Source organism: Pseudarthrobacter niigatensis, assembly GCF_030812615.1.
Taxonomy (GTDB): Bacteria; Actinomycetota; Actinomycetes; order Actinomycetales; family Micrococcaceae; genus Arthrobacter; species Arthrobacter niigatensis.
Window position 1 is genome coordinate 445,622 of the sequence record NZ_JAUSTB010000002.1, and the last position, 13,207, is coordinate 458,828.

Consider the following 13,207-nt stretch of genomic DNA (forward strand, 5'->3'; position numbering starts at 1 on the left):
TTGTCTAGAGAGAAATGAGTTAGCCGTGGCTGTTCCCAAGCGGAAAATGTCTCGCTCGAATACCCGCGCCCGCCGCTCGCAGTGGAAGGCGACCGCCCCCCACCTGGTGAAGACCGTTGAGAACGGCCAGGTCACCTACAGCCTGCCGCACCAGGCAAAGGTCGTTACCGACTCTGCTGGCACTGCGCTGTTCCTTGAGTACAAGGGCCGCAAGGTCGCTGACGTCTAATCGGCCCCAACAGGCTGACTGATGTCTTCAACTGAAGAGCTTCTGAAGCGTCTCGGTGTCACTATTGACGCCGGGACGCTTCGTCTTGCGCTTACCCACCGCTCGTACGCATACGAGAACGGCGGCATCCCCACCAACGAGCGGCTCGAATTCCTGGGCGACTCCATCCTGGGGTTCTCCGTGACCGACGCCCTGTACCGGGACAACCCGGGCCTGCCCGAAGGCGAACTCGCCAAGCGCCGGTCCGCCGTCGTCAGCACCCGGGCCCTCGCCGGCATCGGCCGTAGCCTGGGCATCGGCGAGTACATCTACCTGGGCCAGGGCGAGAAGCTCACCCACGGGAAAAACAAGGCGTCCATCCTCGCGGACACCATGGAGGCCCTGATCGGGGCCACCTATGTCTCCAACGACATCGAGACCGCGCGCCAACTCGTCATGCGGCTGATCGGACCGTTGCTGAAGGACGCCGCTGTCCTGGGCGCCGGCACCGACTGGAAGACCAGCATCCAGGAACTCGCGGCCAGCCGGCAGCTTGGCAGCATCCACTACGCGGTGGACGGGACCGGCCCGGATCACGCCCGCACCTTCACCGCTGTCCTGAACATCGGCGGAAACGCCTACGGCAAGGGTTCCGGGCATTCCAAGAAGGAAGCGGAGCAGGAAGCGGCCGCGGACGCCTGGCGGGTGCTTTCCGGCGCCGAAACCCGGAATGCTGCCGGCACTTCGGCTGGTTCCGTCACCGCCAAGTAGCGTCCCGTGCCTGAACTGCCCGAGGTCGAAGTGGTGCGCCGCGGCCTGGTGAACTGGGTCCGTGGCAGGACCATCAGCGCTGTTGACGTCCTTGATCCCCGCTCCATCCGCCGCCATGCCCTGGGCGCGGGGGATTTCATCGGCAACCTCCAGGGCGCAACCGTCAGCGACGTCGTGCGCCGCGGCAAATTCCTGTGGATGCCGCTGACGGACGGCCCCGCTGCACCGGAAAACCCTGAAACCGCAGCGCTGCCGGATGTTGCACTGATGGCTCACCTGGGGATGAGCGGCCAGCTCTTGATGCAGGATCAGGACGTCCCCGACGAAAAGCACCTCAAGGTCAGGCTTCGCCTCAGTCCCCGCGACGGCATGCCGGCCCAGCTGCGGTTCGTTGACCAGCGGATCTTCGGGGGCCTCTTCGTCACCGCCCTGGTACCCACCGACGACGGCGGCCCCGGCGGCCTCGCCGAGTCCCCCCTTCCGCTCATCGCCGCGGAAGCCGCCCATATTGCGCGGGACCCCCTGGACCCTGCCTTTTCGTTCGACCTCTTCTACCAGCGCCTGCGCAAGCGCAAGACGGGCCTGAAACGGGCGTTGCTGGACCAGGGGCTGGTGTCCGGCATTGGCAACATCTACGCTGACGAAGCCCTCTGGCGTGCCCGCCTGCATTTTGCCAGGCCCACCGACACCCTTCGCAGGAACGAGGCCCAACGCGTCCTGGACAGTGCCCGCGAGGTCATGCTCGATGCCCTGGCCGCCGGCGGGACCAGCTTCGACTCCCTGTACGTCAACGTCAATGGCGCTTCAGGCTACTTTGACCGGTCCCTGAACGCCTACGGCCGCCAAGGTGAGCCGTGCAGGCGGTGCGCCGCGGCGGGGATCAGTTCCACCATCCGCCGGGACCAGTTCATGAACCGTTCCTCCCATACCTGCCCGGTGTGCCAGCCGCGGCCCCGCAACGGCCGCTGGTAGTCCCACCATCCACCTGGCTGGGTGTCAGCGGGACCCGTAGTACTGAGCGAGACGTACCAGGCCCTCGTCAATCGAGACAGCCGGCGTCCAGGCAAGAAGCTCCTGGGTCTCCCGCTGGTCGAACCAATGGGCGGTGGACAGCTGTTCGGCAAGGAACCTGGTCATCGGGGGTTCGTCCTGTTTACCGAGCCGGAGCCAAGCCCTTTCCACTGCCGATCCCGCGATCCGGGCAAGCTTCCCCGGCACTGACCATGACGGCGCAGCGACGCCGCCGGCAGCGCAGATGCCGGCGATGAGTTCGCCCACGGGGCGGGGCTCGCCGTTGGTGACCACCAGGGCCCTGCCGTGGATGTGGCTGACGCGGTCCAGGGCAGCAACGATCGCTGCCGCCGCGTTGTCCACGTAGGTGGTGTCGATCAGCGCGGCGCCTGCATCCAGCAGCGGCAGCCGCTTCCTGGCGGCCCGGGCCAGGACCCGTTCCACCAGTTGGGTGTCGCCCGGCCCCCAGACGACGTGCGGCCGCACGGCGGCGACCCGGAAGTCCGGGGCGTCGGCGGCCAGGGCCAGCAGTTCAGCCTGCGCCTTGGTGCGCGAATAGTCGCCGTGGGCATGCACCGGGTCGGCCGGCTCCGCGCCAAGACCTGCAATGGCGGCGCCCGAGTTGGCCACTGAAGGCGAAGAAACGAAGACCACGTCCCGGACCCCGGCTTCGCGTGCCGCCAGGAGCAGGCGCCGCGTTCCCTCTACGTTTACTTGGTCAAACTCTTCGGCACGGCCAGTGAAGGAGACTTTTGCGGCAAGGTGGATGACTGCGTCCGCGCCCCGGACTGCCTCCGCGACGGCTGCATCATCGGTGAGGGAACCGCACCGGTCCGCCGCGCCGTCGACCCCCGAGGGACGCCGCTGGAAGGTAGTGACCTCGTGGCCCTTGCGTACCAGCTGGCCCGCCACCTCCCGCCCCAGCAGGCCGCTCGCACCCGTAACCAGTACCCTCATGGCTTCCCCGGGCGGCCGCCGGCCAGGACGGATGATGCCCAGCGCGCCAACCGCGACCTGTCGATCTTCGCGTTGTGGCGGATGTCGGTGGGCTGCGCAGGGACAACCAGGACTGCAGCCACGGAGACGCCTGCGGCACGTGCGGCACGGCGTACCTGTGCTGCGAGTCCAGCGGCGGCCGGCCCCGCCTTACGCGCCGGCGGCATGGTTTCGACGACGGCGGCGATGGCCTGGGTGCCGGCCGGCCCCACCCCGACAACCGCTGCCATGCTGACGCAGTCCAGGCTTTCGATGGCCTGTTCGGCCCCTACCGGCGTGACCACTGCGCCGGGCGCCGTGATGATGTGTGCCAGGCGCCCCTCCACCCAGAGGCGGCCGTCGGCGTCGAAATGGCCCACATCGCCGGTGCGGTGCCAGCCGGCCGGGCCCGCGCTCAATTGGTCAGTCAGCCAAAGCCGGTCATAGCCGCCCTTGACGTGCGGCGCGCTGACCAGGATTTCCCCGGTGACACCCGCTTCCGTCACCGGTTCTGTCCCCGGGGCGGTACCGTCCGCCGCCAGCGGGATCAGGGCTATGCGGGCGCCCTGGACCGGACGGCCAACGCAGACGCCGTTCCCGGCCCCCGTCATCGTCCCGGAACCCGCGTCGGCCGCGGCGGCCTTGATCTGTTCAAGGCTGATATCGGTGACGGGGAGGGCCTCGGTCATGCCGTAGGGGGTATGCAGCGAGGCGGCCGGCAGCAGGCGCTGCACCTCGTCAAGGAGCGGTTCGGGAACGGGAGCGCCGGCGGAGAGCAGAAGGTCGACCCGCTTGAGCGCCGCAGCGCCCTCCGGGGTGAGCCCGGCCTGGGTCGCAACGACGTTGCGCAGGGCCGCGGGGGAGGCGAAGACCACCGTGGCGTCAATGGCCGCTGCAGCAGCAGCGAGGGCGTGCGCGGTCAGGGTGCGGGGCGCGGTGACATCCATGGCCGGCGTCACGGACACGGTTCCCAGCGCAGGTCCCAGCAGCGCGAAGGGTGCGAAGCCGGCCACCAGCCTGTCGCCGGGCTCGATCCCGAAGGTTCCGGCAACCGTGTCCCGCATGGCGGCAAGCTGCCCGTGGGTGTACTGGACGCCCTTGGCGGGCCCGGTGGAGCCGGACGTGAAAAGCACGGCGGCGGGGGAGTCCGCCGTCGGGCTGAAGGCGGGAGCGGCACCGCCTTGGCCCGGGCTGGTCCTGGCCATGTCGGCGAGCGAGGTCTTTACGCCGAGGACCCGGCGCTGCACGGCCGGGAGGTCCCTTACGCTGATACGCCGGGCCGCCCAGCCCAGTGCCCGGGCAGCGGCAAGGGCCTTGTCGATCCCGATCAGGACATCGGGCGTCGCTCCCTTGACCGCCCGGCTCAGCCCCCTGGTGCCCAGGCCGGCGTCGGCCACGACCACCACGGCGCCCAGCCGAAGGCAGGCGTACAGGGCGACGGTCAGGTCCACGCCGGGGGGAACCATCAGGCTTACCCGGGTGCCGGGCCCGACACCCTCCCCCTGCAGGCCCGCGGCAACGCGCCCCACGTTTTCCTCCAGCTGCCTCCAGGTGAGCGAACGTGCCTCCGTGCCGTCCGGGGCCATTTCGACGACGGCCCCCGCCCCAGCGGATGGTCCGGCGGCGAGCTCCCCCAGGAGCCCCCACAGGGGCGTGAAGCCATCGCCGGCTCCCATGGAGCCATTATCAGCAGGACTGTCCCCGCCCTGCGTGACGCGGCCGGCCAGCCAGTCGAAGACGGGGGTGGCAATGTCCCGGTCCTCTGCCACCAGGTGTCCCGCGCCCTCGTAGCGGTGCACGTCGGCATGCGGAAGGCGGGTGAGCAGGTCCTTCAGGTAGCGGTCGGAGAAGATCGGATCGCGCGGGCCCCAGAGCATCAGGGCCGGCACATTAAGGGCGCGCAGGCCTTCCGCCACGCCGTTGAGGGCAGCGAAGCTCGGGTGCGAGCCGTCGACGGGTATGTCAGCGACGAAGTTGCCCACCCCTGCGCGGCGTGCGGCGCCGCGGTACGGGGCCATGAAGGCACTCCGCACGTCAGCGGGCAGTGGTGGGCGTGCCAGCGAATGCGTCACCCGCAGGAAAGCGTCGGAGGTGGTGGTTCCCCACCGGTGCACGGCCGGGTGCAGGGCAAGGCGCAGTGCCGGCGGAAGGGGGGAGCCGGCAGGCTGGTGCACGGCGGTGTTGGTCAGGACCACGCCGGCCAGTTGGTCGCTATGGGCAAGCGCCCAGCCGAGGCTGGCCACCCCGCCCCAGTCGTGGCCCACGGTGACCACCGGGCCGGCCAGGGACAGGGCCTCGGTCAGGTCGCCCAGGTCGTTGATCCGGTCTGCCAGGCGCCGGAAGGTACCCGTCCGTTCGGAAAACCCCATGTCCAACTGGTCCACGGCCACCACGCGCCACGGATGCGCAGGGTCGGTCCCGGCGGCCAGCAGGCTCCGCCACAGATAGGACCATGTGGGGTTGCCGTGCACGCACAGCAGCGTTCCCAGCGGAGCCAGGCCGCGGCGGGACAGTTCGGCCCCGTTGTCCAGGAGGTGCCAGCGCCGCACCGTCCCGGGTGCGTCAACGCTTGACGTGGAGGGGACATCGATCTCGCGGGACCACTCGGCGTTGACGCCCGGCCAGGCCGCGATCACCAAACGATTTCCAGCATTGCGGTGTTCAGTCCGGAACCGACGCCCATGCACAAGACCCGGTCGCCGCTTCCCAGTGACTGCGCCTCGGCGGCAAGCGTCATGGGAAGCGAGGCCGGCCCAACGTTGCCCCAGTGCGGGAACGTGATGGGCACCTTGTCCGGGTCCAGGTCGATGGCATCGATGATCGCGTGGGTGTAGGCGTTGCTGACCTGGTGGGTGACATAGCGGTCCATGGCTGCCCAGTCCCACTCCGGCTGGGCTTCCTGCCATGCATCGACTACCAGCTGCAGGCCGCCGTCGAGCAGCCCTTTCGTATCGGTGTTCATGCCGTCGATGCCGCCCACGCACAACTCGTGGTGCTCGGTGCCGGCGCGCATCACCCCGCCCACCACGCGGTGCGCGCCCGGGTGCTCGTCCGCAGGGCCCAGGACTGCCGCGGCAGCGCCCGATCCCAGGGTCAGCGTCGCGAACTCCCGGTTGAAGTCATCCCGCGTTGTTTCGGGCCGCTGCAGGCGGGCCAGGGTTGCTTCCTGCGTCAGCTGGGCGTCCTCGCCGTTGACAATGACGGCGTACCTGATCTGGCCGGAGTCGATCATGTTGGCAGCCAGGGTCAGGGCGTTGACGAATCCCAGGCAGGCGTTGGCAAGGTCAAAGTTCATGGCCGACGACGGCAGGCTGAGGCTGTGGTGGATCTTGACCGCCACGGAGGGCTCCAGGTTGCGCCGTGTCACCGACGTGTTGATCAGCAGGCCTACGTCGGACGCTTCGATGCCGGCCTCGGCCAGGGCTTTGGCGCCGGCTTCCACGGCAGCATCGTCGAACGATGTTCCGGCAGCCCACCAGCGCCGGTGCGTGATTCCCGCCACCCGCTCCAGGAGCCGCGGCGGAAACTTCAGGCGCTGCAGGGTCGATGCCAGCCGGCGGTCAAAGTCCGTGGAGCTCACGATCCTGGGCGCTTCGACGCTGCTGACCGAAAGCAGCGCGGTGTTGCTGTGGCGGAAGGTTGCATTACCTGCCAATTCAAGCCCCTCTTCGTTTTCGTCCCGCATTCCTGCGGTGACTGTACCCACATCTATGCAGGCTCAAGAGCTTAACTATGCCTTTGTACCGCCGGATCATGCATATCCACTCCTCGTGCCCCCGCCGGTTCCCGGGTGCTGCTGCGGGGAATTGCCGGTCCTGCGCAGTAGATTGTAGTGAGCCGGTTCCAGCAAAGTGCCCTACCCGCTCCAGGAGACCAGAAAAGCCTTGCACCTCAAAAGCCTCACCGTCCGGGGGTTCAAGTCGTTTGCGTCTGCCACCACCTTCGACTTCGAACCCGGCGTCACCGCCGTCGTGGGTCCCAATGGATCCGGCAAGTCCAACGTGGTGGACGCCCTGGCCTGGGTCATGGGCGAACAGGGGGCCAAGACGCTGCGCGGCGGCAAGATGGAGGACGTCATCTTCGCCGGGACGTCCGGGCGGCCGCCGCTGGGCCGCGCCCACGTCTCGCTGACCATCGACAACACTGACGGCGCACTCCCCATCGAGTACAGCGAAGTGACCATTTCCCGGACACTGTTCCGGACGGGCGGCTCCGAATATGCCATCAACGGCGCCGGTTGCCGGCTGCTGGACATCCAGGAACTGCTTTCGGACTCGGGGCTGGGCCGGGAAATGCACGTCATCGTGGGCCAGGGCCAGCTGGACCGCGTCCTGCACGCCACTCCCGAGGACCGCCGCGGCTTCATCGAGGAGGCGGCGGGAATCCTCAAGCACCGGCGGCGCAAGGAACGCACCGTCCGGAAGCTGGAGGCCATGCAGGCCAACCTGCAGCGCCTGACCGACCTCACCGGGGAGATCCGCCGGCAGCTCACCCCCCTGGGGAAGCAGGCGGAGGTTGCCCGCCGCGCCCAGCGGGTCCAGTTCGACGTCCGGGATGCCCGCGCCCGCCTGCTGGCCGATGACCTGGTCCAGCTGCAGCAGGCCCTGGCGCAGGATGTGGCGGACGAGGCCGAACTCAAGGCGCGCCGGACCGCCGTCGAGCAGGAACTCGACGCGGGGCGCAGGCAGCAGGCGGCGCTGGAGCAGCTGGCAGCCGAGGCCACGCCACGGCTCAATGCCGCCCGGGACACCTGGTACCGGCTCTCCACCGCGCGTGAACGGCTGCGGTCGCTGGGCTCGTTGGCCGGCGAACGGAGCCGCCTGCTGGGCTCCGACGAGGCTGCGCCGACGTCCGGCCGGGACCCGGAACAGCTGGAGCGCCAGGCGGCAAGGGTCCGGCAGGAGCTGTCCGAACTCGAACAGGACATCCAGGGCAGGCGGGGCGCCCTTGACATGGCCAGTGCCGCGAAGGTGGAAGCGGAGCGGGCCGCCCATGCCGAGGACCAGCGGCTGACCGCGCAGCTCCGCGCCGCTGCCGACCGGCGGGAGGGCCTGGCGCGGCTGGCCGGCCAGGTTGCGGCGGCCAGGTCCCGGGTGGAGTCCGCGCAGGCGGAACTGGGACGGCTGCGCGAATCCCTCGCGGCCGGAACGGAACGACGGGCCCGCGCCCAGGCGGAGTTCACGGCGCTGGAGAACCAGGTGGCCGGTGTGGAGGAGGGGGAGGAATCCCTCGACGCCGATTACGAAGCCGCCAGCGATGTCCTGGACGCCGTCCTCCAGGAGATCGCAGACCTCAAAGCCGCCGTCAACGAAGGCATGCGCAAGCGCGACGCCCTCGCCGCGCGCCTCGACGCCCTGAAGCTTGGCCTTGACCGCAAGGACGGCGCCAGGCACGTGCTGGAGTCCGGGCTGCCCGGAGTCCAGGAAAGCCTCGCCGCCGGGATCACGATCCAGGCCGGGTTCGAGCCGGCCATCGCCGCTGCCCTGGGGGAGGCGTCCGAAGCCGTGCTCGTCCGGGACAGGGACGCGGCAGGAGCCGTGCTGAAGCGGCTCAAGGACCACGACGCCGGGCGGGCGTCGCTGCTCCTTGCCACGGCTGCGGCACTCCAGGGGGAAGGCGCGGAGGACCTGGCACTGCCCGACGGGGCGCAATGGGCGGCTGATCTCGTGGACGGACCTGCGGAGCACGTTGCCCTGGTCCGGCACCTGCTGTCCCGGACCGCCGTCGTCACCGGCATCGACGCTGCGGCCGCCCTGGTCGCATCTTCTCCGGCCCTGACGGCTGTCACCCGGGAAGGGGACGTGTTCACCGCCGTCTCCGCCACCGGCGGCTCTGCCAAGGCGCCGTCCCTCCTTGAGGTCCAGGCGGCAGTGGACGACGCCGACCGCGGACTGTCGGCGGTCACCGCGGACCTTGAACGGCACAGGTTCGCCCTGGCCGCCGCAGAGGCCCGGCGCAAGGGGGCGCAGGAGGAAGCGGACGCTGCCCTGGACAAGCTGCACGAATCCGATGCCCGCCTCGCCGCCGTGGCCGAACGGCTGGGCCACCTGAACTCTGTCCTGCGCAGCGCCGTGGGCGAGAGCGAACGGCTGGCGGCATCCCTGTCCAGGGCCGAAGCCAATGTCGCGGCGGAGGAAGAGGCGCTCGGCGCCGTCGCCGCCCGGTTGGCCGCGGCGCACGAAGCACCGGTGGAAGAGGAACCCTCCACCGGGCAGCGCGACGCCCTGGCCCGCGCCGCCACTGCCGCCCGCGCAGCCGAAGTGGAGGCGCGGTTGTCCCTGCGCAGCGCCGAAGAGCAACTGGCGGCCACCCGCAACAGGGTGGCATCCCTGGAACGTGCAGCCGCCACCGAACGCCGGGCCCGCGAGGAGGCGGCGGAGCGGGCCCGGCGCCGCCGCGTCCAGGCCCGGCGCGCAGCGGCCGTATCCGCCGGAGTGGAACTGGCACTCGGCTACGTGGACGTCTCGGTCGACCTGTCCCGGCACGAACGGGACCTCGCCGAGGAGAACCGGGAGCTGCGCGACCGCGGCCTGCGGGACATCCGGGAAGCGAACGAGGCCCTGTCCCGGGAACTGGCCCAGCTCACCGACACCGTGCACCGCGACGAACTGGCCCGGACCCAGCAGCGCGCCCGGATCGAGGCAGTGGAAACCCGCTCCGTGGACGAGCTCGGCATCACCCCCGAAGCGCTCGTCAGTGAGTTCGGGCCGCAGGTGCCGGTGCCTGTTCCGGCGGAGGAATCCGAAGACAAGTGGGCTGCCCTCCGCGCCCCCGTTGATGCGGACGGGGAGGAAATCAGGGAAGGCAAGCCGTTTGTCCGGCAGGAGCAGGAGAAGCGGCTGCGGAAAGCCGAACGGGACCTGGCAAGCCTGGGCAAGGTCAACCCTTTGGCACTCGAGGAGTTCGCGGCCCTGGAGGAGCGTCACCAGTTCCTGAGCACCCAGCTCGAGGACCTGAAGGCCAGCCGGCGCGACCTGCTGGACATCATCAAGGAAGTGGACGACAGGGTCCAGCGGGTCTTCACCGAAGCGTTCGAGGACACCCAGGCCCAGTTCATCCGGGTATTCGAGCGGCTTTTCCCGGGCGGCGAAGGCCGCCTGGTGCTGACCGACCCCACGGACATGCTCACCACGGGCATCGAGGTGGAAGCGCGGCCTGCGGGCAAGAAGATCAAGCGACTGTCCCTGCTCTCCGGAGGCGAACGTTCCCTGACCGCGGTGGCGCTGCTGGTGGCCATCTTCAAGGCCCGTCCTTCGCCGTTCTACGTCATGGACGAGGTGGAGGCGGCACTGGATGACACCAACCTGGGCCGGCTCATCACCATCTTCGAAGAACTCCGGGAATCCAGCCAGCTCATCGTCATCACGCACCAGAAGCGGACCATGGAAGTGGCGGACGCGCTGTACGGCGTCACCATGAGGGGCGACGGCGTCTCCACCGTCATCAGCCAGCGGCTCGGGGCCGAGGTATAGCCCCTGCACCTGCTGTTGTCGGTGCCATCCAGCAGCCGGTGGCCTGGGCAAAGGGGCAGGTCAGTTGCGTGCCGGCCGCCGGAACCGGGCAGGGCGTTTGTGAGAAGCTAGGGGAGTGAATGACATCCTTCCCATTGTCCTGTCCATCCTTGCTGCGCTGGTGGTCATCGGCGGCCTGATTCCGGTCCTGCTCAAGACACGCAGGAACATCACCCGCTACCCGGGCACCAGGGATGCCAACGACCCCGAAATCCGCTCCGGCGGAAGCACGGCGGTGGCGGACCGCGAAGGAACAATCGGGGCCCGGGCGCCGGAGGGCGCGGACCTTGAAGGGCTGGACACCACCACCGTTCCGGACAATGCGGCCGGGCTGGAAACCATTCCCGTCGAAACCCCGCTGCCCGTCGCCGGCCGCCTCGCGCGCCTGCGGGAACGGCTGGCCCGCTCCAACAACGTCATGGGCAAGGGCCTGCTGGCGCTGCTGTCCAGCGACCGGATCGACGAGAGCGTCTGGGATGAAGTCGAGGAGACCCTCCTGCTCGCGGACCTGGGAACCGAACCCACCATGCAGCTGGTTGATGCCCTGCGGGAGCGCGTCAAGGTCCTGGGCACCCGAACTCCGGAACACGTCAAGACCATGCTCCGGGAAGAACTCATCAAGCTTGTGGACCCCACGATGGACCGCAGCCTCAACGTCCAGCGGCACGCGGACAAGCCGGCCGTGATGATGGTGGTGGGCGTGAACGGCGTGGGCAAGACCACCACCGTGGGCAAGCTGGCCCGCGTGCTGGTCGCCGAGGACAAGGACGTCTTGCTCGGCGCCGCCGACACGTTCCGGGCCGCCGCCGCCGAGCAGCTGGCCACCTGGGGCCAGCGCGTTGGCGTCCCCACCGTGAAGTCCGACATCGACGGCGCCGACCCCGCCTCGGTTGCCTACGAGGCGGTCAAGGCCGGCATCGAGCAGGAAGTCGATGTGGTCATGATCGATACCGCCGGCCGCCTGCAGAACAAGGTGGGCCTGATGGACGAACTGGGCAAGGTCAAGCGCGTCGTGGAAAAGCTGGCCGAGGTGGACGAGGTCCTGCTGGTGCTCGATGCCACCACCGGCCAGAACGGCCTGAACCAGGCGCGGGTTTTCTCTGAGGTGGTCAACATCACCGGCATCGTCCTGACCAAGCTGGACGGAACCGCCAAGGGCGGCATCGTCGTGGCCATCCAGAAAACCCTCGGCGTGCCCGTCAAGCTCATTGGACTGGGCGAAGGTGCCGACGACCTTGCCCCCTTCGATACCGAAGGCTTCGTTGACGCCCTGCTGAACTGAGCTGCTTGGCTAGGAGCCTGTCCTTCGCAGGGTCTCACGCGTGGGCACCCAGCCGGCGGCTGCCAGGAGCATGATCCCCCCGGTCACGCCGAAAGCCCAACCGAATCCCAGCCCGTCCGCGAGCATGCCCGCCACCAGCGGACCAACAATCGCCCCGACGTCGGACGTCATCTGGTACACGGCCAGCACCTTGCCGCCGGAGCGCGCGTTGCCAATGACGTCCGCGACGGCGGCCTGCTGGGCGGGACCGAAAAGCCCGGATCCGACGCCGGCGAGCGTCGAAGCCGCCAGGAACCAGGGCAGGTCAGCGGTGATGCCAATGGCTGCAGTGGACAGGGCCGCCACCAAAAGGCCGGAGATCATCATCGGCTTGCGTCCCACCGAGTCCGCCAGCCGCCCCGAGAACACCAGGGCAGCGGCGTTGCCGGCAGCGAACACCGCCAACGCCAGGCCGGCGGCCTGCGGACCCGCCCCGAAGGCGGCCGCGGCGAACAACGGCACCGTTGCCATCCGCACACCGAACGTTGCCCAGCCGTTCGCGAAGCTGGACATGAGGGCGGACCGGTAGGTTCCGGCAGCCAGGGCCTCGCCAAACCGCATGTCAGGGGCACGGTGTTGTATCTCCCCGCCTCCCCGGCGCTGGTGGCTCAGCTGCGTCTGGACCACGAATGCGGCCACCAGCAGAGCGGCGGCGTAGGCAAGGAACGGGACCCGCAGGCCCAGCCCCGCCAGCAGGCCACCCACAATAGGGCCGCACACATTGCCGATCAGGAAGGCCGAGGCGTAGGCTCCCGACACCCTGCCCCGGCTCTGGGGCGGCGCCAGCCGGACCACCAGCGCCATTGATGCCACCGTGAACATCACGGATCCGGCCCCGCCGAGCCCGCGGAACAGCAGCAACTGCCAGTAGTCCTGCGCAAAGGCGCACGCCGCGGTGGACAACGCCACGATCAGCAGCCCGGCAACATAGATGGGCCGTTCGCCGCGCTTGCCGATCAGGGCACCGCCGGCAGGAGCAAAGGCCAGCCGCATGAAGGCGAAAATGGCCACAATCACCGCGGCTTCCGTGTTCCCCACTCCGAAGGTTGTTGCGAACTGCGGCAATACGGGCGCAACAAGCCCGAAGCCGAGGGCGATAAGGAACGCCGCGGCCAGCATCACCTTGATGTCGCGGGGGAGTTTCTCCCGCTGCGGCCTCAGCCGGGCCAAAAACCTCGAAGTGGCGCGGCTGGGGCGGGGTGGTGCCGTCATGGTGCGGGAGTCCTTGCTGGAACGGGAGCCGGATGGCTGCGCGGGTGCGGAAACATAACCGTAACAAGGCGGATATGCACCATTTACTTCCTAGAGGTTGATGTAACAGGCCGGCAATCTAAATCCTCCGCGGGCGAAACACGCCGCCGACAAACTCATTACAGGACGCAAAAAGGCGTTGGCAGGCGGAGTACTCCG

General features: G+C 69.1%; 9 protein-coding genes. 5 read left to right on the forward strand and 4 right to left on the reverse strand.

What is annotated here, in order from left to right; translation table 11 throughout:
* Positions 1-25: 25 nt before the first annotated feature.
* Genes rpmF through mutM form a run of 3 tightly spaced genes read left to right on the forward strand, consistent with a single transcriptional unit; the run spans position 26 to position 1,951 of the window.
* Positions 26-229 carry a 50S ribosomal protein L32 gene (gene rpmF, locus J2T23_RS05105; RefSeq protein ID WP_009356569.1) on the forward strand — a complete coding sequence of 68 codons (204 nt, stop codon included), beginning with the start codon at positions 26-28 and terminating at the stop codon, positions 227-229.
* A gap of 21 nt (positions 230-250) precedes the next feature.
* Complete coding sequence (rnc, locus tag J2T23_RS05110; protein WP_307357713.1) at positions 251-979, forward strand: ribonuclease III; 729 nt, start codon at positions 251-253, stop codon at positions 977-979.
* A gap of 6 nt (positions 980-985) precedes the next feature.
* Entirely contained in the window at positions 986-1,951 is a 966-nt protein-coding gene (gene mutM / locus J2T23_RS05115) for a bifunctional DNA-formamidopyrimidine glycosylase/DNA-(apurinic or apyrimidinic site) lyase (protein WP_141181770.1), read from the forward strand.
* A gap of 24 nt (positions 1,952-1,975) precedes the next feature.
* On the opposite strand, the gene J2T23_RS05120 is transcribed toward mutM, so the two are convergent.
* Genes J2T23_RS05120 through J2T23_RS05130 form a run of 3 tightly spaced genes read right to left on the reverse strand, consistent with a single transcriptional unit; the run spans position 1,976 to position 6,620 of the window.
* Entirely contained in the window at positions 1,976-2,947 is a 972-nt protein-coding gene (locus tag J2T23_RS05120; protein WP_141181769.1) for an NAD-dependent epimerase/dehydratase family protein, read from the reverse strand.
* Entirely contained in the window at positions 2,944-5,604 is a 2,661-nt protein-coding gene (locus tag J2T23_RS05125) for an alpha/beta fold hydrolase (RefSeq protein WP_307357717.1), read from the reverse strand. Before J2T23_RS05125 ends, J2T23_RS05120 begins: the two co-directional genes overlap by 4 nt.
* Entirely contained in the window at positions 5,598-6,620 is a 1,023-nt protein-coding gene (locus J2T23_RS05130; protein ID WP_246839664.1) for a 3-oxoacyl-ACP synthase III, read from the reverse strand. Before J2T23_RS05130 ends, J2T23_RS05125 begins: the two co-directional genes overlap by 7 nt.
* Before the next feature lie 229 nt (positions 6,621-6,849).
* On the opposite strand from J2T23_RS05130, the gene smc reads away from it, so the two are divergent.
* Together smc and ftsY are read left to right on the forward strand one after the other, a co-directional pair.
* Entirely contained in the window at positions 6,850-10,437 is a 3,588-nt protein-coding gene (gene smc, locus J2T23_RS05135) for a chromosome segregation protein SMC (RefSeq protein ID WP_307357721.1), read from the forward strand.
* Positions 10,438-10,552: 115 nt separating this feature from the next.
* Positions 10,553-11,758: a signal recognition particle-docking protein FtsY gene (gene ftsY / locus J2T23_RS05140; RefSeq protein ID WP_141181767.1), complete on the forward strand. Its 1,206-nt coding sequence runs from the start codon at positions 10,553-10,555 to the stop codon at positions 11,756-11,758.
* Positions 11,759-11,767: 9 nt separating this feature from the next.
* Here ftsY and J2T23_RS05145 read toward each other — a convergent pair whose 3' ends face one another.
* The gene (locus tag J2T23_RS05145) at positions 11,768-13,009 is read right to left on the reverse strand and encodes an MFS transporter (protein ID WP_307357723.1); all 1,242 of its coding nucleotides are present in this window, start codon (positions 13,007-13,009) and stop codon (positions 11,768-11,770) included.
* Positions 13,010-13,207 lie beyond the last annotated feature (198 nt).